The following is a 22,893-nucleotide window of genomic DNA, read 5'->3' on the forward strand; positions in this document are numbered from 1 at the left end:
TTCGGGCTTTTAAACTTAGTTTAAATAACTATTTTTAACTACACAATGAAAAAAACAAACCTCCTATTAACTTTACTATTCTTCACCCAACTCCTGCAAGCCCAAACACTAACAGGTCATTACAAACAGCACGCTGGGCAAGAATTAAGTCTAACAGGTTTTAATTATTACAAATCCACCACGCTAGGAACGGCTAAAGCAGATAGTTCTGGTTTTTTTATTATCAACTACCCTAAAGGTTATAAGGGGATGGCCATTTTAAATGCACAAGACCAAGCGAATTTAGTATTGGCATTAACTCAAGATAGCATACAGTTAAAAGGGACACACTTAAACGCCATAGATCGGTTAGAATATATAAATAGCAAAGAGAACACACAGTTTTTAAACTATGCCCAAGCGCAAGGGGTGAGAAGTAATGCCTTATCGGCCATAAATTACTTATTGTCTTTGTATAACAATCGGCAAGATTTAGCGACGAGCAAAATTTTTCTTGAAACATTAACGCAAGAAAAAGAGCGTTTAAACCAGCAAGACACAAATTTTTTAAACGGTTTAGATCAAGATAGTTATTTACGTTGGTTTATTCCCTTACGGAAATTGGTTCAAGAGACGCCTGTTGTGGCGCAAACAGAAACCGAGCGCATACCAGAAGCTATAGCGCAATTTAGAACCATAGATTTTAATAATAAAAATTTTAAAAACAGTGGTCTTTTAGAGGGCTTAATTACTGGGCATTACGATTTGTTGCAAAGTATGGAGCAACCTCTCGATCGTATCGCCACTCAAATGAATTTAAGCACACAGTATCTCATCGATAATTTACAAGATAACGATGAGGTTTTAAATGTGGTTTCCAGCGAGTTGTTTCATTATTTAGAAGCGCGTAGTTTATTTGAAGCCTCAGAATATTTGTCGGTTAGTCTATTAAACAACAGTCAATGTGCTTTAACAGACGATTTGTTGGCCAAACTAGAAAGTTACCGCAAACTAAAAGTGGGCGCTTATGGACCAGATATTCAATTAAACGGCACAGAAAAATTAAGTGCTATAAAAACCTATAAACTCTTGGTGTTTGGTGCCAGTTGGTGTCCAAATTGTAAGAACGAAGCTCTAGAGCTATTAAAACAATACGATACTTGGCAAGCGAAAAATATTGAGGTGGTCTACATCAGTTTAGACACAGAGGAATCGGCGTTTAAAACCGCCTATAATAATGCCCCTTGGAAGACCTTTTGCGATTATCAAGGCTGGGACACACAAGCCGCAAAGGATTATTATATTTCTGGAACACCGAGCTATTTTTTACTAGATGCTAACAATAAAATAGTGCTGAGACCAAGCTCGGTAGCCCACGCCAAAGCATGGATAGCCCAACACTTGAAATAGGAAATTCATAAAGCGCTTAAATGGGAGCTATCCCCATTTTGTTTGAGCTTGCTTAGCTTCTGGTTATGCGTTAAAGGGGGTGTGGAACGTGTGGTTTTCGCTTTCTGAGGTTTGTTGCGACACAAATTTTAGATTCTAAAAAGGGTTTCGAATTATTTCTTGTTCAAATGAGGTAGAACATCAACGCTTAGCCAAAGTTAGGGTTTTATGTTATTACGAAATAGGGGCGAAAAAGAACTGCGAAGCACCTCATGAACACCTATTTATAACATAGAAAGATGCGAGTAAACAAATTATATGCGGCATGACATGGCTAATTTGGTATTCTGAGTTTACGATGCTTTACGGACAATCAATTACAATCTAAAGGTTATTTAAAAAGGTGGCGTGGTAGTAAAAAAGAGGGTATAAAAAAACCACCCATAAGGTGGCTTTTTAGTACGTTCTAGTAGTTTTATTTCCCGCTAGTCGCTTCTTTTGCTTTTTTCTTAGCATCTTCAGCAGCTTTATCGGCAGCACTTTCTACGTTTTCAACGGCTTCACCAGCAGCATCAACAGCGCTATCAATAGCTTCTCCTGCTTTTTCTGTAGCTTCATTTAGAGCTTCACCAGTTTTATCAGCAGCTTCATCAACAGCTTCTCCTGCATTTTCAGCAGCCTCTTCTAAAGCTTCAGCAGCGTTTTCTGCAGTCTCTTCAGTGGCTTCAACAGCGTTTTCTAAAGTGTCTTCTGCTTTCTTGGTGTCTCTACAAGACGTAAAAGTTAGGCCTAAAGCTAACAGTAAAGCAGTGCTTAAAAGTAATTTTTTCATGAGTTTTGGTTTTAATGTTTATTAATTTAATTAGTGAGTGAAAATATTATATTTTTTACGATTTTCAAAGGATATTATTAGAAAAATTCTTATTACTTTATAAGAATATATCCCACTGGTAGAGGCTTAATTTTTTGCTTGTATAAACCTATTATAACAGTGCTTTTCACCTTTTTTTGTTGAGCAAGAATTGATCGACTAACGTAAAAAAACTTACTTACTAGATAGTTGGTAAGTAAGTTTTAAATATTTTAACGGTTATTTATTCTGGCATTACTACAGTATCGATGGCGTGAATCACACCGTTTGAAGCAGCGACGTCGGCTATAACAACTTTGGCGGCATTTCCTTTAGCGTCCTTTATTATAACATCGGTACCATTTAAAGTAGCAACTAATGTGTTGCCTTGTACTGTGGTAACCTCAAAAGCACCGTCATTAGCATTAATGGCTTCAACTACAGCCGCGGCATCAAATGTTCCAGAAACAACATGGTAGGTTAAAATACCTGATAAGGTAGCTTTGTTTTCTGGTTTTAATAAATTGTCTACTGTGCCTTCAGGTAATTTAGCAAAAGCATCGTTTGTAGGAGCAAAAACCGTAAAAGGTCCTGTTCCACTTAATACTTCAACTAAGTCTGCTGCTTTTACTGCGGCTACAAGTGTAGAGAAGTTTTCGTTAGCAGCAGCAACCTCAACAATGTTTGGTGCTTTCTCCTCTTCAACGGCTTCTTCAATAACTTCTACAGTATCTTCGGTTACTACTTCTTCTTGTTTTTTGGTGTCTTTACAAGAATTAAATGATAGGCCAAATACTGCTAATAGAACCGTACTTAAAAGTAATTTTTTCATTGGTTTTTGTTTTAGTGTTAATTATTTTCTAATCTAAACACTTATTCTGTAGGATATAAAGGTCTGTCTTGATATCTTTAGCGTTAAGGGTTAAATTATCTTATATACGCAGATAGTTGAGTATTTGGATGACTGCCCCTTTGTTTTTTTTAATATACGCTAAGTTTTTATCGCCAGCTTGTAATCTTTTCTCGGCGTTACCAATAAGCTCATCGAGAACCAAATTGAATTCTTTTTGGTTTGCAATAGAAAACATACCACAATTAGCAATCATAGCTTTAGCCTCAGGAAATTTATCGTACTTGTTTCCAATAATAATAGGAATCCCGAAAACGGCAGGCTCTAGTGTATTGTGTAAACCCGTATGCCCCATAGCACCACCAACATAAGCTATATCGGCATAATGATATATTTTAGTTAATAATCCAATGGTATCTACAATGAATACTTGCGCGTCTTTAAGGTCTTTGTCGGCCTGTTCACTGTATAAAACTGTTGGAGAATCCAATTTATCTGCCAGGCTTTTTATTTGGGTCGGGTTAATATTATGAGGCGCAATAATAAATTTGACGTCCTTACTGGTTTTAGTATTAATGTAATTTATAAATAGATTGTCGTCTATCGGCCAAGTACTTCCTGCAACAATGCATAAATGATTATTCTTAAAGGTTTCTATAAAATCTAGGGTGTTATTAACCTCTAATTGATTGGAAACCCGATCAAAACGGGTGTCTCCAGATACGGTAACCGCATGATAATTTATGGATTGCAGTAGTTTTTTTGAGGTTTCGTTTTGTGTAAAAATATGCTCGAATGTGAATAACGCTTCTCTTAAGGTTTTTCCGTAGAATTTAAAGAAGGATTGAGTTTCTCTAAAGGCCGCCGATATTAATACAGCGCGTAATTGCCGTTGCTTTAATGCGTTTAGGAAATTAGGCCAAATATCGTATTTAACAAAAACCGTGAGCTCTGGATTTACGATATTTAAAAAGTGATGGGCATTTTTTTTGGTGTCTAAAGGTAAATACACGACAACATCGGCAATGGGCGAGTTTTTACGAATTTCGTATCCAGATGGCGAGAAAAAAGTGAGAACAATTTTATGTGTTGGGTATTGCTTTCGCAGGGCCTGAAACACGGGAAGCCCTTGTTCGTACTCTCCCAACGACGCACAATGAAACCACAGCGTTTTATCTTGACTATGAAGCTTGTCTTTTAATATACCAAAGGTTTTGGATCGGCCGGCAACCCCTAATTTAATTTTTTTGTTAAATGCTGCGATACATTTTAAACCGATACTTGCTAAATGTATTCCTAAGTTATATAGTAGAGTCAAAACTTTTTATCACAAAAATACATTTCTTTAAAATAAATACGTTGGTTAGCGCTTACGAATTTTGTAATTTCGCCCTCTATATCGCTTTATTAAGACGAGTTAACTAAGCAGAGCTTGTTTTCTGTGAAAATAAAAAATGAGCCGTAAAATTTTTCAGATGAAGAAAATCCAAATGGTAGACCTCAAAGGTCAATACAATCAAATAAAAGATGTTGTGAATCCTTCAATTCAGGAGGTTATAGACACGACCTCATTTATAAACGGTCCAAAAGTTCATGAATTTCAGAAGAATTTGGAGCAATATCTGGGTGTAAAGCATGTTATACCCTGTGCAAACGGCACCGATGCTTTACAAATAGCCATGATGGGGCTGGATTTAAAACCCGGAGATGAGGTTATTACGGCCGATTTCACTTTTGCGGCGACTGTAGAAGTTATCGCACTGTTAAATTTAACACCAGTATTGGTAGATGTTAATCCCGACGACTTTAATATAAGTATTGAAGCTATTAAAAAGGCGATTACACCAAAAACTAAAGCCATTGTACCGGTGCATTTATTTGGGCAATGTGCCAATATGGAGGCGATTATGGAAATAGCAAAAGCCCATAATTTGTTTGTCATTGAAGATAATGCACAAGCCATTGGGGCGACTTTTACCTACAAAGATGGCACGAAGGCGAAAGCAGGAACTATTGGGCATGTGGCATCTACTTCCTTTTTTCCTTCAAAAAACTTAGGTTGTTATGGCGATGGTGGCGCCATTTTCACTAACGATGACGATTTAGCACACCGCATAAGAGGTATTGTTAATCATGGTATGTACAAGCGTTATCACCATGATGTGGTTGGTGTTAATTCCAGATTAGATACGATTCAAGCCGCTGTTTTAAATGCGAAATTACCGTATTTAGATCGTTATAATGAGGCAAGGCGAAAGGCTGCCCGAAAATATAATGAGGCGTTTAAAGGTGTTAAAAACATAATAACACCTATAACCGTAAATGGATGCAAAGATATTTGTGATACTTGCGATTGCCATGTGTTTCATCAATACACATTAAAAGTAAAAGGTGTCGATCGAGACGCATTAGTAAAGCATTTAAATGCACACGATATTCCTTGTGGTGTCTATTATCCCATTCCGTTACATAAGCAAAAAGCTTACGCAGATGCCCGATATCAAGAAGCCGATTTCCCAGTTACCAACCAGTTAATTCAGGAAGTAATCTCCTTGCCAATGCATACCGAATTGGACGACGAACAAATTGCCTATATCACATCAACACTTATAAACTTTATAAATGGATAAGATACTAGTTACAGGAGGATTAGGTTTTATTGGTTCTCATACTGTTGTAGAACTACAAAACAAGGGTTACGAGGTTGTTATTATTGATGATTTATCTAATGCTTCGGAAGCCGTTTTAGACGGTATAACAGCCATAACGGGCATAAAACCCACATTTGAAAAGTTAGATTTAAAAGACAAACAAAAAGTAGAGCGTTTTTTTCAAGATTACAACGACATCAAAGGCGTTATTCATTTCGCAGCGAGTAAGGCTGTTGGCGAAAGTGTGCAAGAGCCATTGTTGTACTACGAGAACAATATCTCTACACTCATTTACCTGCTTAAAGAATTAAAAAACTTACCTGAAGCGGCATTTATTTTTAGCTCATCTTGTACGGTTTACGGTCAAGCCGATGAATTGCCAATAACAGAAAGTGCTCCGGTAAAACAAGCCGAATCGCCTTACGGAAATACCAAACAGATTGGTGAAGAGATTATTAGTGATACTTGCAAAGTAACCCCAAACTTAAAGGCGATAGCCCTTAGATATTTTAACCCGATTGGCGCACACGAGTCTGGAAAAATTGGCGAGTTACCAATAGGTGTGCCCCAGAATTTAGTACCGTTTATTACCCAAACGGCTATAGGAATTCGTGAAGAATTATCGGTTTTTGGGGACGATTATCCCACGCCAGATGGCACCTGTATACGAGATTATATTCATGTGGTCGATTTGGCCAAAGCCCATGTTGTAGCTCTTAATCGCTTGTTGCAAAATAAAAATAAAGCGAATTACGAAACCTTTAATCTGGGCACAGGAAAAGGGAGTTCTGTATTAGAAGTAATCCATGCTTTCGAAAACGTTTCTGGAGAAAAACTAAATTATAAAATAGTAGGCAGAAGAGCAGGCGATATTATTTCGGCCTATGCCGATACCACCAAAGCCAATAACGAGTTGGGTTGGAAAACAGAGCTTACTCTTAACGATGCCATGCGTTCTGCTTGGAAATGGGAGCAGGTTGTTAGAGGGAAATAATTGTTGTTAATTAGAAAAATTTAAAAAGGCTACTCGATTAATGGAGTAGCCTTTTTTTATTAGATTCAATTTTGTATCTCCGTTTTTTATCATAATCGTAAAAAATCTGCGATTATCTGTGTAATCTGCGGGAAATAAATAGTAGCGCTTTATAGAATTGTCCCGCAGATAGCGCTGATTTACGCAGAAAAAAAATATGTAAGTGCCACCATATTATATTAATTTATGGATTTATGATACTTTACGGATAATCAATTCAATTTTTATGATTTTATTTCTTTTTCTTCCTAAAACTAGCAATCACCAAAATAATCATACCGGTAGTAACCGATAAATCGGCCATATTAAAAATGCCCGTTCTAAGGACACCACCTAAATCGATATGCCAAAAATCGGTAACCGAACCATACACAAAACGATCGTAAACATTGCCAATGCCACCGCCAATAATACTGGCAAAGGCAAAAAGAGACCACTTATCTAAAGATTTCTCTTTTAAAATATAGCGCAGTACAAAGGCTAAAACTACAATGGGTAATATAAGAAGCAAAAGGATTCTAAGCGTCTCGTTTAAGTCGCTACCCATGCCTAAAAAAGCTCCAGTATTTTCTACATTGTGTAAAGTGAAAAAATCACCAATAATTTTCGACTGACTGCCAGGGGCTACATTAGCTCTAATCCAAATTTTGGATATTTGATCTGCGGCAATAGTTAAAATAATAACAACCAGGATGAAGATGGAGCGTCTAGATAATTTCATTTAATTATTGCTTTCAAAAGTTGCAGAAGCCGTTTCAGAAGCCCTGTTAATTTTCTTTACTAAACCTTGTAATACTTTGCCTGGGCCTACTTCTGTAAATAGAGTAGCACCATCGGCAATCATTTGTTGTACCGATTGTGTCCAGCGCACTGGCGCTGTTAATTGCGATATTAAGTTTGCTTTAATGTCGGCTTCATTAATAACCGCATGGGCTGTTACATTTTGGTAAATAGGACAGCTCGGTTTGTTAAATGTCGTGTTTTCTATAGCTGCAGCTAATTGTTCGCGAGCGGGCTCCATTAAAGGTGAATGAAAAGCACCACCAACAGGTAAAATTAAAGCACGTCTGGCGCCTGCATCTTTTAATTTTTCACAAGCTTGATTAACCGCCTCAATTTCTCCAGAGATTACGAGTTGACCTGGACAGTTGTAATTGGCAGCAACTACGATCCCTGGGGTGCTACTACATATGTTTTCAACAACAGCATCATCTAAACCTAAAACGGCAGCCATGGTACTCGGTTGTAATTCGCATGCTTTTTGCATAGCAAGTGCACGTTGGGATACCAACTTTAAGCCATCTTCAAAATTTAAACTACCGTTGGCAACCAAAGCCGAAAATTCACCTAGCGAATGTCCTGCTACCATATCTGGTTTAAAGCTGTCGCCTAAGGTTTTTGCTAAAATTACAGAATGTAAAAAAATAGCAGGTTGCGTCACTTTAGTTTCTTTAAGGGCTTCGGCAGTACCTTCAAACATAATGTCGGTAATGTTGAAACCTAGAATATGGTTGGCTTTCTCAAATAACTCTTGGGCTAAAGGAGACTGTTCATAAAGGTCCAAACCCATTCCTGAAAATTGCGCACCTTGTCCTGGAAATATATATGCTTTCATATGTTCTTAAAATTTTGATGCTGCAAAAATAGGAATAAATCTTTTAAACAAGATAGCTTACTTCGCTTTTAGAAAAGCATATAAAAATAATGATTTGGGCGTTACCCCGAAAAAGGGGTCGGGCTTTCCGCTATATCTTTTTTTTTACGTTATAGCGAGGACTGAGCGACGAGGCTATCTGTTAAATTTTAGTTCTAATCAAAGTATGTTTTATGTCTTTCAAAAAAAGGATGCCGCATCAATCCCTAACGCAGAATCCAAGTTACAATCCTACAATTGCAGCTTCGGCACAACGTTCGCCATCCATAGCCGCCGAAACGATTCCACCCGCATAACCCGCACCTTCCCCGCAAGGAAATAAACCTTCAATTTCTGGATGTTCTAAATTCTCTTTTCTAGGAATGTTAATAGGGGATGAGGTTCTAGATTCTACCCCAACAATGTTGGCTTCTTCAGTATAATAGCCCTTCATTTTTTGTCCGAAAGCCTCAAAACCCTTTCGCAGTCTACTTCCTATTAATTTTGGTAATAAAGCATGCAGGGGAGCCGATTTTAAACCCGGTTGGTAGGAGCTGTCATTTAAATTTTGAGATAAACGACCTTCAACAAAATCGGTGAGACGTTGCGCTGGTGCCACTTGGCTACGTCCGCCAGCCGTAAAAGCGAGGCGTTCTAAATTCTTTTGATATTCCAGCCCTTTTAAAACCCCAAACTGTTCGTATTTTTTTAAATCCTGATCGACATTAATTTCAACGACAATACCCGAATTCGCATACAGATTGTTTCGTTTTGAAGGCGACATGCCATTAACAACAACCTCGCCATTTGCCGTAGCTGCAGGAACTATAAAACCGCCAGGGCACATACAAAACGAATAAACACCACGGTGGTTTACTTGTTGCACCAAACCGTATGAAGCTGGCGGTAGAAGCTCGTGCCTATCACCAGAACAATGGTATTGAATAGAATCAATAATATGTTGTGGATGCTCTACGCGAACTCCCATGGCAAAAGATTTTGCGGTTATCGCAATATCCTTCTTATGAAGTAAATAATAAATATCTCGTGCAGAATGTCCTGTTGCTAAAATAACACGATTGGCCTGCATTTCTTCACCATTTTGTAGTTGAATGGCTTGTATTTTGTTGTTTTTCGTAGTAAAATTAACCACACGGGTTTCAAAATGAATCTCGCCGCCGTGGTGTAATATGGTTTCACGAATGTTTTGAACTACTTTGGGTAGTTTATTAGTTCCAATATGTGGGTGGGCATCGATTAAAATTTGATCGGTGGCACCATGAAAAACGAGATTTTCAAAAATGCGCCTCACGTCACCGCGTTTTAAACTCCGGGTGTACAATTTACCATCGCTATAGGTGCCAGCACCACCTTCGCCAAAGCAATAATTAGAATCTTCATTAACAATGTGATCTCGATTTATAGCTTTTAAATCCCTACGGCGATCTTGCACATTTTTACCGCGTTCTAAAACAATGGGTTTATAACCGAGTTCTATACAGCGCAAGGCAGCATACATTCCTGCTGGGCCAAAGCCAATAATATGAATGGGTTTGGCTTTCGAGACATCTTTGTAATTAAAGATGTATTCTGATTTTTCTGGTAAAGCTTCCTTAATGTAAACAGCAACTTTATAGTTAAAAAAGATTTTGGGTTTTCTAGCATCAATAGACTTGCGTAATACTTTTATACCGTTAATATCGGTTTTGTCAATATCTAAAAACTGTGCCGCTTTTTTAATCAGTATATCGGCTTGTTCTTCGTCTTTAAGCGATATACGTAGTTGAATGTCTTTTACCATATTGCAAAATTACGGAAAATAGGGGCTAGTGTTGTAAAAGAAATTTAAAAGCTTATATTTTTAGTTTTTATATTTTTATTCACTAGTGTCCGATTAAAAATATTAAAATGCTGTCCATCCTTTTAAAATTAAGAACTTTGCACGTTTTATAAAATGTCACCTTGCTTATTTGAAATAATTATTAAGATTTAAAGGAACTATTTTGTTAATTTAAAGTACTTCTGTTTATCAGTTAGTTAGAATCAAGTCTTGGTTATTATGTCTATTAGCGAAGCGGTCTTATGTCTTTTGTCGGACATTAATGATTTTTATTGATAGCAAATTATTTTAAAATCTTAATCTAAATTCAAAACGACTCGTTATAATACTTCCCTTGCCAAGTATTTTTCTCTGCAAGCTTTTTATCGATTTTTGCTACAATCTCAAAATTTTTAAGGCCCTTCCATTTTGGGGCAATCAATAAGTCTTGAGGTGCTTCGCTTACAAAACGTTCAATAATAATGTCTGGGCGTAATAAGCCCACAAAATCGGTTATGAGATCGATATAACGTTCGGCTGTAAATAAATTAAATTTTTCTGGCTTGGTTTTATACTGGTACGCCATTATCGATTGCTTTACAATTTGTAAATGGTGTAGTTTTAAAGTATGAATAGGCAGTTTAGAAATGGCTTTAGCATGATTTAACAAATCGGCTTCCGATTCTCCCGGCAAGCCTATAATTAAGTGTGCGCCCAAATAAAAACCTTTGTTTTCGCATAGGGCATAGGTGGCTTTGGTATCTTCGAAGGTATGGCATCTGTTAACTGTTTTTAAAGTCTTGTTCAAGGTACTCTCTACACCAAACTCCAGAGCAATAAAATAGGTTTTCGATAGCATTGATAAATAATCGATAATCTCCTCTGAAATACAATCTGGACGGGTGCCAATAACCAAGCCCACCACGTTTGGAACGCTTAGCGCCTCTTTGTACATGGCTTTAAGAGATTCTAAATCGGAGTACGTATTTGTATAGGCTTGAAAATATGCTAAATAGTGTTGTGATTTATATTTTTTAGAAAACCGACTAATGCCTTCTTCTAATTGTTGGGTAATGCTTTTTGTGGGCTCACAATAATCGGGATTAAAGGTGTTATTGTTGCAATAAGTACAACCGCCGTAGCCTTTGGAGCCGTCTCTATTCGGACAAGTAAATCCAATGTCTAATGAGATTTTTTGAACCCGTTCTCCAAAAGTAGATTTAATAAATGATGAGTAATCTAAATAGCGTTTCCCAGTAATTTTCATATCAAGTTGTTGTAGTAGTGTGTTTGTTTTTGTTACAAGAGGCTGTTTTTAATGATTGATTTCTCTTTTAATAGTAAAAAGCTATACAATCACAGAGAAATGGGTAGGTTGTTTTTTAGAAGATTAGGTTTTTAACGACGACACCGTTTATAAATAGACATTCAAAAACATGTTTGAAGCACTAGGAATTACACCCAATTCTTAGTTAAATAAACACATGGTGGTTTGTTGTTTAATTTTTTTTCATGCGTTCGTAAGTTAAAAACGAAAATTCATGTGCATGGTTTTCATCTTTTTTATGAAAAATATTTTCTGTTTCTTTCCAAATACTGCGATCAATCTCAGGGAAAAAGGCATCGGCATCAAAGTTTTCATGTACCCGAGTTAACTCAATTTTATCGGCAAAAGCCATAGCTTGTTTATAAATTTCGCCGCCACCAATAATAAAAGGTTGCGAATCGTTTTTTGCGGCATCGATAGCATCTTCTAAGCTGTGTACTAAAATAACACCACTGGGTACTTTATAGTTTTCTTGTCGTGAAATTACAATATGAGTCCTATTTGGTAATGGTTTTGGAAAACTTTCAAAAGTTTTACGCCCCATAATAATATAATGCCCGTTAGTTAAGCTTTTAAAGCGTTTTAGGTCGTTACTTAAATGCCAAATAAGCTGGTTGTCTTTTCCAATAGCGTTATTTTCGGCCGCAGCGGCTATTATAGTGAGCTCTGTTTTCTTGCTACTAAGGTCTTCAGGCTTAGCTTCGCGTTTTACCTGCTCGTACACTTCACTTTGTGCAAGTTTTTTTTCTTCTTTTATAAAGCCTTTCTTTAGTTTTTCAATACGGTTTTGTTGTTGCGCCACCAGTTTGTCTAATTGATTTTTCTCCCAAGTTTTTCCCATAAATTTATGGGTAACAAAAACATTAAAGGCATGGTATACTAAAATGAAAAACCAAAGTAAGACAACAAAAAGGAACCATTCTTTACCAAACAACCTAAATTCTTTGCCAATGCCTATCACCGTGTTTAAGACTATAAAAAAAAGTGCTCCTATTAAAAATATGACAAAATGTAGGTATAAACGTTTTTTTTGTTTAATACGTCTTTGTGCGTTTTCAATAAGTTCTAATTGATCTGGATCTATGGGTTTTTGTTGTTTTTTATTTCCGAACATATCAATAATATTGCTTGTGTAAAGTTATAACTTTTAAGCTTACAAAGAAAAACATAATTAGGGGTTACTAACAGGTTTCTTAAATGCTGTAATTCATACTATGATGTGTTTCCATTACACCGCTACACTGCCTTTTATATGTGGATGCGGATTGTAATCAACTAAAGTGAAATCGTTGTACGTGAAATCGAAAATATCTTTTATTTCCGGATTTAAAATCATTTTTGGTAATGGTTTTAAATCACGAGACAACTGTAATTCTAACTGCTCTAAGTGGTTGCTGTATATATGAGCATCGCCAAAAGTATGAATAAATTCTCCAGGCTGATAGCCGCAAACTTGAGCCATCATCATGGTGAATAGTGCATAACTAGCGATATTAAAAGGCACCCCCAAAAAGATATCGGCACTACGCTGGTAAAGCTGACAAGATAATTTGCCATCGGCGACATAAAATTGAAAAAAAGCATGGCATGGTGGTAAAGCCGCTTTACCATTGGCTACATTTTCGCTAAAATTTTTTGTGGTGTCTGGTAATACTGAAGGATTCCAGGCAGAAACCAGCATACGTCTACTATCCGGATTAGTCTTTAGAGTGTTAATGGTGTCTTTAATCTGGTCGATGTCATCGTTATTCCAGTTGCGCCATTGGTGGCCATAAACGGGACCGAGGTCGCCATTTTCATCGGCCCAGCTGTTCCAAATTTTAACGCCATTCTGTGTTAAATAGTTAATATTGGTATCGCCTTTTAAAAACCACAACAGCTCGTGTATTATGGATTTTAAATGTAGCTTCTTAGTGGTTACCATAGGGAAACCCTCACTCAAATCAAATCGCATTTGATAACCAAATACGCTTTTTGTTCCTGTTCCCGTTCTATCTGCTTTTTCGTTTCCGTTTTCTAAAACGTGTTTTACTAAATCGTGATATTGTTTCATATTATATTTTGCGAAAGAAGCGATTTTATTAAATTAAACTTACTTTTTAAATGCGACACGAATCGAAGCTAAATACAGTTTTTAAAGTAACCATTTAGCAGAGCCCTGAAAATAAAAAATTTTTCAAAACTAAAGCTTTGTTTCAGAATAAAATAATAAAATGCCAATAATGCATCTCTTTTTCTAACTTAAATTCTGTTTCTGAGGTGTTGTACCAAATTAACCGTACGACATTTCAAAATTAAATTGGTATTAAACTGTTTTATCCAATTATCATTCCCGCAATAGTAGCCGATACTAAAGAGGCAATCGATCCACCAATAAGAGCTTTCATCCCAAATTTAGATAAGGTTTTTCGTTGTCCTGGAGCTAGAGAGCCAATACCTCCAATTTGAATGCCTATAGACGCGAAATTTGCAAACCCACAAAGCATGTAAGTGGCCATAATTATTGATTTTTGGTATGTAAGATGTGTGGCATTTGCCACATTTTTAAGTTCAGATAATTGAATGTAACCTATAAATTCGCTTGCTGCAATTTTAATGCCTAAAAGCTGTCCCATTAAGGCCATATCTTCTTTAGCTACTCCAATAAGCCACATTAAAGGGGCGAAAAGGTAGCCTAAAATAAGCTCGAGAGATAGGTCTTGGTACGAGGTGTTGTTCGCAATCCATTGATTTAAATGGCTTATCTCGCCAACCCAACTTAAAATACCGTTAAACATGGCAATAAAAGCTACAAATACTAAAAGCATGGCACCAACATTTACCGCTAGTTTTAAACCTTCGGTTGTACCGTTTGCAATGGCGTCTAAGAAGTTAGAGCCTATGGTTTCCTGAGACACATTGGCGTTTGTATTTACTTTTTCGGTTTGCGGATATAATATTTTGGATATGACGATTGCACCAGGTGCCGCCATAACCGATGCGGCCAATAAGTGTTTGGCGTAAAATAAACGTAACTCAGGGTCGTCGCCACCTAAAAAACCAATATAGGCTGCTAGTACTGCACCCGCCACCGTGGCCATGCCACCAATCATAACTAATAGAATTTCAGACTTATTCATTTTCTCTAAATAAGCCTTTATGAGTAATGGGGCTTCGGTTTGACCTAAAAAAATATTTCCGGCAACACTTAAACTTTCTGCTCCAGAAATTTTTAGGGCTTTAGAGAGTAACCAAGCCATGGCTTGCACGACTTTTTGAATAATACCTAAATAAAATAAAACGGATGTTAAAGCTGAAAAAAATATTATGGTAGGAAGTACTTGAAAAGCAAAGATAAAACCGTAGGAACTCACATCCATGACGCCACTAAAAAGAAATTCGCTACCAGCTCGCGTAAAATCTAAGATATTAATAAATACTTGTCCAATGGCTTCAAAACCATTTTTTATGAAACTCACTTTTAAGACCCCTATGGCAATTACAAGTTGGAATGCTAAACCAATGCCCACAATCTTCCAATTAATGGCTTTTCTATTATTACTGAATACAAAGGCAATAAAAATTAAAGTAATCATGCCTAAAATACCTCGCCACAAACTGTGTATTGAAAATCCTTGGCTAGGAATAATAGTGTCTACAGGAGCTTCAATCGATAAATAACCTGAATGTGCACTAGAAACGTAGGTTAGTACTTTATTATTTTTTTTTAATTGTAATGTACTGTCGTTTAATTTTAATATTTCGTAATAAACATCGATGGTTTTTGGTACTTTTTGCTTTAAAACGATAAGGTTGTTGTTTTGAAGCCAAACCCCTTTACTAAACGTATTTCGTAATGTTGAGAGGTATTCTCCGTTTCGATTTAAATTAAGAAACTCTTTGCCCCGTTCAAAATCTAATTTAGACTGAATGCTATCGGGATAACTCTCGTAAATAGTGTGTTCGTAAAGTTGCCAGTTGTTTATTTTTTTATCTACAAATAGTTTTTCTATGTCCTGTTTAAAGGTATTAAAAAGACTATCTGTTTTTTTGTCATTTATATTTTGGGCTGTAACTGTTGAAGTCGAGAATAACACAATAGCAGCTAAAGACAAAAAAAAGTGTTTCATGTGTTTGTTTTTATTGTTTTTTCTTTGGTCACATGCGACATCCATATAATCATATCCTTGGTTCTCAAGTTTTAGTTATGGATGTTTCATAAGTAAACTAAAATTAGCGTTTAGAGATTTCGTCACGAATATTTGCCGCAGCTTCATAGTCTTCATTAACAACAGCTTCTTCTAGCAATTTGTGGAGTTCTTCAAGAGATTTGTCTTTATAACTTTCTTTAGAAGTCTCGGTTCCCAATGGGTCGGTTAATACATCATCTTCTAACACACTTTCTAGATCTCCTTCTTCGGCCTCTTTTTTCGGATTCACTTTTAGATAAATACCGGCTTTGTCTAGAATGTTTTTGTAGGTAAAAATAGGTGCGTCAAATCGCAGGGCTAAAGCTATGGCATCGCTCGTTCTCGCATCGATAATTTCTTCAATTTTGTCGCGTTCGCAAATTAAACTCGAGTAGAATACACCATCAACAAGTTTGTGAATAATAACTTGTTTTACAATAATATCAAACCTTTCGGCGAAATTTTTGAATAAATCGTGAGTTAAAGGGCGCGGAGGTCGAATTTCTTTTTCTAAAGCAATTGCAATCGATTGTGCCTCGAAAGCGCCAATAACAATAGGGAGTTTGCGTTCACCGTCTACTTCATTTAAAATAAGTGCGTATGCACCATTTTGAGTTTGACTATAGGAAATACCTTTTATATTTAATCTTACTAGACTCATACTCTATTTAAAAACACAAAGAACTGTTTAAATTAGGACTTAACCAACTGCGAAAGCAGATTTACGATGAAATACTAATTTTAACAGTTTTTGCTTATGCTATTATGACTGAAAAATTATTGTTGTGCTTTAAAAGCTTTTAATTTTTCGATAAGTTGTGGTACAACCTCAAATGCATCACCAACTACACCGTAATCGGCTGCTTTAAAGAAAGGAGCTTCGGCATCTGTGTTAATTACAACTTTTACTTTAGAGGCGTTGATTCCGGCTAAATGTTGGATGGCTCCCGAAATACCAATAGCAATATAAAGATTTGCTGCTACGGGTTTACCAGTTTGTCCAACATGTTCGGCATGTGGTCTCCAGCCTAAATCTGATACGGGTTTAGAGCAGGCTGTTGCCGCACCTAAAACTTCCGCCAATTCTTCAATCATTCCCCAGTTTTCTGGTCCTTTTAAACCACGACCTGCAGAGACTACGGTCTCGGCGTCGGCAATGGTAACTTTATCGGTGGCTTTATCTACCGATTTTACCATAACTCCGGGATCTGGAATTGAAGGTGAAAACGCTTCCGCGGAAGCGTTACCAGCAGATTCTACTATTCCGAAAGCATTATTTGAAACCGCAATGAGCTTCACATCAGAATCGATAGTGGTGCTGCTAAAGGCTTTGTTTGTAAAGGCTGTCCTTTTCACAGTAAATGGCGCTATACTTTCTGGCGCTTCGATAACATTAGAGGCAAAACCTGCGTTTAAGCCCACAGCTAATAGTGGTGCTAAATATTTGCTATCTGCACTAGAGCTAAGAATAACAACTTGAGCATTTTCTTTTTCTGCAGCCTGCTTTAAAACATCTGCATAGCTCTTCGCATTAAAAGCATCTAATTTTGAGTCGCTTACATTTAAAACTTTATCGACACCATATTTTCCTAGCGCAGAAGTGTCATTCACGTTTATAGCGACTGCTGTTACGGTAGTTTCTAATTGGTTTGCAACTGCTCTGGCGTAAGAGGCGACTTCTAGAGCTGCTTTTTTAAAAGCACCTTTTTCCGATTCTGTATATACTAAAACTGACATAAATATGTTTTTTTCCTCAGCTCAATCCCCATCTTACTGAGCGGGGCTTTGAGCTTGTTTGGGTTTTACTTAAATTATTATAATTGGTTTTTTAAACCGTATGCTTCCGCAATTATTACCCACGTTTGCAGGGGTTAGGGAGGCTTTTAAATGACCTTAGCCTCATTGTGAAGCAAGTTAATAAGCTCGTCTAAATTATCTGGGTCTATAAGAGTCACTGCACCTTTTGGTGTCGGTTTTTCAAACTTTATCGCAGTTGTTTTTGCTTTGGCTTCAACAGGTTCAACAACGCTTAAGGGTTTTTTACGTGCCATCATAATTCCTCGCATATTGGGGATACGTAAATCACTTTCTTCTACCAAACCTTTTTGTCCGCCAATAACTAACGGAAAGGATGTTGTTACTGTTTCTTTACCGCCGTCAATCTCTCGAACTGCCGTAACCGTGGTGTTGTCTACTTCAATATTAATACAGGTGTTTACAAAATTGGCACCTGTTAAACTGGCAAGCATACCTGGAACCATACCACCGTTATAGTCGATAGATTCACGACCGGCAATAACCAAATCGTAAGCACCATCTTGAACCACTTTTGCTAACTGCTTAGCCACTTGAAAACCATCTAAGGCCGGTGTGTTTACTCGTATTGCACTATCGGCACCAATAGCCAAGGCTTTGCGAAGAGTAGGTTCGGTTTCTGCACCGCCAACACTTACAACATCTACTGTAGCGCCTTGTTTTTCTTTAAACCACATGGCTCTGGTTAATCCAAACTCATCATTTGGGTTAATTACAAATTGCACACCAGTAGTGTCAAAATTAGAATGGTCATCTGTAAAATTAATTTTTGATGTCGTGTCGGGAACATGACTTATACACACTAAAATTTTCATATATTTAAATGTTTAACTATATTATTCTTTCAGTTTACGAAGTTAATTATTTTATTTTGAATATATGCTATGCATGCATAATAAATTTTAAACCATGCTTTAATTAAAGTGTTCTATATTATTGTTATTTTTGCAACTCGATTTAAAAATTATATCCATGAAAACCATCCAATTTAGAGAGGCCATTTGTGAAGCCATGAGTGAAGAAATGCGTAGAGACGAAAGCATTTATTTAATGGGTGAAGAGGTGGCAGAATACAACGGGGCTTACAAGGCCTCTAAAGGTATGCTTGACGAGTTTGGCCCAAAACGTGTTATCGATACTCCTATTGCGGAGTTGGGTTTTTCTGGAGTCGCCATAGGTTCGACCATGACGGGAAATAGGCCAATTGTAGAATTTATGACCTTTAATTTCTCTTTAGTGGGGATTGATCAAATTATAAATAACGCGGCCAAAATTAGGCAAATGTCTGGTGGTCAATTTAACTGTCCTATTGTTTTTCGTGGCCCAACGGCCTCTGCAGGGCAATTAGGCGCAACGCATTCTCAGGCTTTTGAAAGTTGGTTTGCGAATACCCCAGGTTTAAAAGTGGTGGTACCGTCTAACCCATACGATGCGAAAGGTTTATTAAAAGCGGCCATTCGTGACGACGATCCTGTTATTTTTATGGAAAGTGAGCAAATGTATGGCGATAAAGGGGAGGTGCCAGATGGCGAATATATTTTACCTCTTGGGGTTGCCGATATTAAGCGCGAAGGAACAGATGTTACCATAGTATCTTTCGGGAAAATTATAAAAGAAGCTTATAAAGCCGCCGATGAGTTAGCGAAAGAAGGGATTTCTTGCGAAATTATCGATTTGCGTACCGTACGTCCTATGGACAGAACGGCCATAATAGAGTCGGTTAAAAAAACCAACAGGTTGGTGGTATTGGAAGAAGCCTGGCCTTTTGGAAATGTGGCTACAGAAATCACCTATTTGGTGCAATCTGAAGCTTTCGATTATTTAGATGCCCCTATTGAAAGAATTAATACTGCCGATACGCCAGCACCTTATTCTCCAGTTTTATTAAAAGAATGGTTACCAGATTACACCTCTGTTATCAAGGCTGTTAAGAAGGTGATGTACATATAAATATTTATTTACACGTTATATAAACTTCATTTGCATGATTGTTGATGAAGTTTTTTTATTATGAATATAAAATTAGTCATTGTCCTTTATAGCTTCGGAATTATTTCTGCCCTAGCCCAAACGAAAGTAAGTGGTCATGTATTCGACGAATTTAACGAACCAGTGGCCTTTGCTAATGTTGTATTTAAAAATTCTTCAGAAGGTACGATCACAGACGAGAATGGTAAATTCTATTTAGAGTCTAACGAGACTTGGTCTGTATTAAGTGTTTCTTTTATGGGGTACGAAACCATCGAAATGCCTTTAACCAAAAAAGTAAATTATAATTTAAAATTTATTTTAAAAGAAGAAGCTGCTCAACTTGACGCCGTACTCATTGTTACTGGAAAACAGCCTAAAAAAAATAATCCGGCCATCGATTTACTTCGGAAAATCTGGGCGCATAAACGCAAAAATGGTTTAAATCTTTTTAAGCAATACGAGTACGATAAATACGAGAAAGTACAATTTGATCTCAATACCATCGATAGTGCCTTAATTAAAAGTAAGCTCTTTAGAGGTATGGAATTTGTGTTTAAAGAGGTCGATACCTCACGGGTTACAGGTAAAACTTACTTGCCCATTTTTATTAACGAAGCCGTATCTAAAGTTTATGGTGACAATGTGTTAAAAAAAGAAAAAACAGATTTACAAGGCAACAAGAACTCTGGGTTTAGCAACAATCAAATTATTATAGATTTTATTGGCGATTTATATTCCGACTATAATGTTTACGATAATTACCTCAAATTTTTTGATAAGAGCTTTGTAAGTCCGCTTTCAAGAACCGGAATTAACACCTATAACTACGTATTGTCCGATAGTGCTTTTATAGATAATAAATGGTGTTATAATATTGTGTATTACCCACGACGTAAAAACGAACTGACATTTAAAGGCGATTTTTGGGTGGCCGATACTACTTATGCTATAAAAGAAATTAATTTGCAAGCCTCAAAAAGTGCCAATATAAACTGGGTAAAAGATATATATATCGAACAAGAATTTGAGGTTTTAAACGATTCCATATTTCTTGTAAAACGGGATTATATGATGTCTGATTTTGCCCTGCGTAAAAAAGAAAAATCGCGAGGTGTTTACGGCAGGCGTACAACATTATACAGTAATTATAAGTTTGATATTGAAAAGGATAAAAAATTCTACGACCGCGAAGTTTATAATTACGATAAAGATATTTACAACAGAGACGATGCTTTTTGGGCGGCAAAACGATTGGAAGATTTAAATAAAAATGAGCAGGGTGTTTATAAAATGTTAGACACCTTAAAAACAGTAAAAAAGTTTAAACGCCTCTATAGTTTAGGTAGTATTTTAGCTTCGGGTTACATCGAGTTTAATACCTTGCCTTTAGATTATGGTTCTGTTTTCTCTACGTTTGGTTATAATGAGGTTGAAGGTTTGCGATTAAGAACAGGTCTACGTACTTATTTCGGGCAGAATGATTTATGGCGTTTAGAAGGTTTTCTGGCTTATGGTTTTGAAGACGATAAATTTAAGTACGGGATTTCTGGGAAATGGTTGCTAGACAAAAAAAGCAGATTTATTATATCTGGCGGAAACAGGCGAGATGTCGAGCAAATTGGTGCAAGTTTAACTACGAGCACAGATGTTTTAGGCCGTAGTTTAGCATCGTCATCTATAGTGGGTACAGGAACAAACGATAAATTAACCTCTATTAATTTAACTAGTTTTGCTGCCGAGTTAGAGCCTTGGCGGAATGTTATTTTTAGACTGGGTGCCAACTACCGTACTTTAGAGTCGGCCTCACCAACTTTTAGTTTAGATTATGTAGATTTAGAATCGCCTACAGGTTATTTCTCGGAAATAAACCAATTTGAAACCACGTTTTCTTTTATCTTATTTCCCAAAGCGAAAAATGACGGGTTATGGTGTAGAACGCCGTACAGCAAACGATGATTTTGCGCGATTTTTTGCCCAAGTTAGTCGTGGTGAAGAAAATGTGATCAATAGTGATTTCGATTATACTAAACTTGCAATTTTCATATATAAAACCTTGGCAAATTGGTGGTTTTGGTAGACTTACTACCACTGTAGAGGCCGGTAAAACCTATGGAGAAGTGCCTTTAGGTTTGTTAAGTGCCATTCCGGGAAATCAATCGTACTTTTCAATTTATAATACGTTTTCTCAGTTAGATTATTACGAGTTTGTAAGCGATACCTACGCGTCATTTCATTTAGAGCATAATTTTAACGGCCGCTTATTTTCTAGAATTCCCTTTTTACGTAAATTTAATCTTCGTGAAATTGTTAGTATTCGCGGTGTTTGGGGTGAAATTTCTCAAGCCAATATTGATTTGAACACGACCAGCAACCCTAATAGTATTCCGTTAATGGCACCAAGTAATAAACCGTATTACGAGTATGGTTTTGGTGTGGGAAATATTTTTAAAGTTTTTAGAGTGGACTTTAATTTTAGGGGCAATTATAAAGATAAAGTTTTATACCCAGACGCACGTAAGTTTGGGGTTACTGGGACGTTTGGTTTTTATTTTTAGGGGATTTGTTTTGGTGGTAATTGTTAAAGATCACCATAGATTTGCCTTTATTTTTGGTCTGTCGCAAAGGCAAGATTAGGGATATAAAACTTTATATAATAAATTTTAGAATTATATATTGATTTTACGGGTTGTGTTTCTGTTTTTCAGGTGGTGATTACGGCATTTAAGGGCCTGAAATCTGCTATTAAAATACGAAATATAAAACAGGTAATTTTTAATGTCTAAAAACGACCAAAATTTAGTTGTTAAATATTAAAGGGTTCAGTACATTTGCAGCCCAAAATGGAATAAATATGAGTAAGGAAAAACCAATAACTTTTGATGTATTAATTGAGATACCAAAAGGGAGTAGAAATAAATACGAATACGATTTTAATTTACACAAAATTAGGTTTGATAGAATGTTGTTTTCTTCAATGATGTATCCTGGAGACTACGGCTTTATCCCCGAGACCTTAGCTTTAGATCAAGACCCATTAGATGTGCTAGTATTGGGCTCAGAGCCAACCTATCCTATGGTAGTCATGGAGGTTAGACCTATTGGGGTTTTCCATATGACAGATGAAAAAGGACCAGATGAGAAAATTATATGCGTTCCTGTATCCGATCCGCTTTGGTGCGACAGTAAAGATTTGTCGGACTTAACACCACACAGATTAAAAGAGATTGAGCACTTTTTTCAAGTATATAAGGACTTAGAAGAGAAAAAAGTAGATGTTGGTGGTTTTGGAAATGCAGCCGCAGCAATAGAAATTTATCATAAATGTGTGGAGCGTTATAAAAATAGCGACCATAAAAAAAACGGAGATTTTAAGATTTAAGTCAAGCTTAAAAATCGATATAAAAAAA

General features: G+C 36.6%; 18 protein-coding genes and 1 pseudogene. 6 read left to right on the forward strand and 13 right to left on the reverse strand.

Annotation, left to right across the window (positions count from 1 at the left end):
• Window positions 1-45 precede the first annotated feature (45 nt).
• A complete protein-coding gene (locus FEZ18_RS09700; RefSeq protein ID WP_153268118.1) occupies window positions 46-1,389 on the forward strand; it encodes a peroxiredoxin family protein in 1,344 nt (447 codons plus the stop codon).
• Between the two features lie 454 nt (window positions 1,390-1,843).
• Here the strand turns inward: FEZ18_RS09700 and FEZ18_RS09705 are convergent, their stop codons facing one another.
• From FEZ18_RS09705 to FEZ18_RS09715, 3 genes are all read right to left on the reverse strand, one after another.
• Entirely contained in the window at window positions 1,844-2,200 is a 357-nt protein-coding gene (locus tag FEZ18_RS09705) for a hypothetical protein (protein ID WP_153268119.1), read from the reverse strand.
• Between the two features lie 262 nt (window positions 2,201-2,462).
• Entirely contained in the window at window positions 2,463-3,050 is a 588-nt protein-coding gene (locus FEZ18_RS09710; RefSeq protein WP_153268120.1) for a fasciclin domain-containing protein, read from the reverse strand.
• Between the two features lie 100 nt (window positions 3,051-3,150).
• Window positions 3,151-4,386, reverse strand: a complete 1,236-nt coding sequence (locus FEZ18_RS09715) for a 3-deoxy-D-manno-octulosonic acid transferase (protein ID WP_153268121.1) — start codon at window positions 4,384-4,386, stop codon at window positions 3,151-3,153.
• A gap of 157 nt (window positions 4,387-4,543) precedes the next feature.
• Here FEZ18_RS09715 and FEZ18_RS09720 point away from each other — a divergent pair, with 157 nt between their 5' ends.
• Both FEZ18_RS09720 and galE read left to right on the forward strand, forming a co-directional pair.
• Window positions 4,544-5,698 (forward strand): DegT/DnrJ/EryC1/StrS family aminotransferase, encoded by a 1,155-nt coding sequence (locus FEZ18_RS09720; RefSeq protein WP_153268122.1) that lies wholly within the window; start codon window positions 4,544-4,546, stop codon window positions 5,696-5,698.
• On the forward strand, window positions 5,691-6,713 hold the full coding sequence (galE, locus tag FEZ18_RS09725) for a UDP-glucose 4-epimerase GalE (RefSeq protein WP_153268123.1): 1,023 nt from the start codon (window positions 5,691-5,693) through the stop codon (window positions 6,711-6,713). Before FEZ18_RS09720 ends, galE begins: the two co-directional genes overlap by 8 nt.
• Window positions 6,714-6,984: 271 nt before the next feature.
• On the opposite strand, the gene lspA is transcribed toward galE, so the two are convergent.
• The 10 genes from lspA to FEZ18_RS09775 all read right to left on the reverse strand — a co-directional run bounded on the left by lspA (window position 6,985) and on the right by FEZ18_RS09775 (window position 18,330).
• Window positions 6,985-7,473 (reverse strand): signal peptidase II, encoded by a 489-nt coding sequence (gene lspA, locus FEZ18_RS09730; protein ID WP_153268124.1) that lies wholly within the window; start codon window positions 7,471-7,473, stop codon window positions 6,985-6,987.
• Window positions 7,474-8,367 (reverse strand): ACP S-malonyltransferase, encoded by an 894-nt coding sequence (gene fabD / locus FEZ18_RS09735; RefSeq protein ID WP_153268125.1) that lies wholly within the window; start codon window positions 8,365-8,367, stop codon window positions 7,474-7,476.
• 262 nt (window positions 8,368-8,629) lie between these two features.
• On the reverse strand, window positions 8,630-10,186 hold the full coding sequence (locus FEZ18_RS09740; protein ID WP_153268126.1) for an NAD(P)/FAD-dependent oxidoreductase: 1,557 nt from the start codon (window positions 10,184-10,186) through the stop codon (window positions 8,630-8,632).
• Between the two features lie 346 nt (window positions 10,187-10,532).
• Window positions 10,533-11,471: a TIGR01212 family radical SAM protein gene (locus tag FEZ18_RS09745; RefSeq protein ID WP_153268127.1), complete on the reverse strand. Its 939-nt coding sequence runs from the start codon at window positions 11,469-11,471 to the stop codon at window positions 10,533-10,535.
• A gap of 232 nt (window positions 11,472-11,703) precedes the next feature.
• Entirely contained in the window at window positions 11,704-12,645 is a 942-nt protein-coding gene (locus FEZ18_RS09750) for a dihydrofolate reductase (protein ID WP_153268128.1), read from the reverse strand.
• 114 nt (window positions 12,646-12,759) lie between these two features.
• A complete protein-coding gene (locus tag FEZ18_RS09755) occupies window positions 12,760-13,584 on the reverse strand; it encodes a thymidylate synthase (protein ID WP_153268129.1) in 825 nt (274 codons plus the stop codon).
• A 262-nt stretch (window positions 13,585-13,846) separates the two neighbouring features.
• A complete protein-coding gene (locus FEZ18_RS09760) occupies window positions 13,847-15,640 on the reverse strand; it encodes a NupC/NupG family nucleoside CNT transporter (RefSeq protein WP_228122710.1) in 1,794 nt (597 codons plus the stop codon).
• A 103-nt stretch (window positions 15,641-15,743) separates the two neighbouring features.
• Window positions 15,744-16,361, reverse strand: a complete 618-nt coding sequence (locus FEZ18_RS09765; RefSeq protein ID WP_153268130.1) for a bifunctional nuclease family protein — start codon at window positions 16,359-16,361, stop codon at window positions 15,744-15,746.
• Window positions 16,362-16,477: 116 nt separating this feature from the next.
• Entirely contained in the window at window positions 16,478-17,437 is a 960-nt protein-coding gene (locus FEZ18_RS09770; protein WP_153268131.1) for an electron transfer flavoprotein subunit alpha/FixB family protein, read from the reverse strand.
• Window positions 17,438-17,583: 146 nt separating this feature from the next.
• Window positions 17,584-18,330 carry an electron transfer flavoprotein subunit beta/FixA family protein gene (locus FEZ18_RS09775; RefSeq protein WP_153268132.1) on the reverse strand — a complete coding sequence of 249 codons (747 nt, stop codon included), beginning with the start codon at window positions 18,328-18,330 and terminating at the stop codon, window positions 17,584-17,586.
• A gap of 157 nt (window positions 18,331-18,487) precedes the next feature.
• Between FEZ18_RS09775 and FEZ18_RS09780 the strand changes: the two genes are divergently transcribed.
• The 3 genes and pseudogenes from FEZ18_RS09780 (at window position 18,488) to FEZ18_RS09790 (ending at window position 22,865) form a co-directional block, all read left to right on the forward strand.
• Window positions 18,488-19,465: a pyruvate dehydrogenase complex E1 component subunit beta gene (locus FEZ18_RS09780; RefSeq protein WP_153268133.1), complete on the forward strand. Its 978-nt coding sequence runs from the start codon at window positions 18,488-18,490 to the stop codon at window positions 19,463-19,465.
• Between the two features lie 60 nt (window positions 19,466-19,525).
• A pseudogene (locus FEZ18_RS09785) lies at window positions 19,526-22,041 on the forward strand (DUF5686 family protein).
• Between the two features lie 296 nt (window positions 22,042-22,337).
• Window positions 22,338-22,865 carry an inorganic diphosphatase gene (locus FEZ18_RS09790; protein ID WP_153268134.1) on the forward strand — a complete coding sequence of 176 codons (528 nt, stop codon included), beginning with the start codon at window positions 22,338-22,340 and terminating at the stop codon, window positions 22,863-22,865.
• The last annotated feature ends 28 nt before the right edge of the window (window positions 22,866-22,893 follow it).

Source organism: Oceanihabitans sp. IOP_32 (assembly GCF_009498295.1).
GTDB lineage: Bacteria > Bacteroidota > Bacteroidia > Flavobacteriales > Flavobacteriaceae > Wocania > Wocania indica.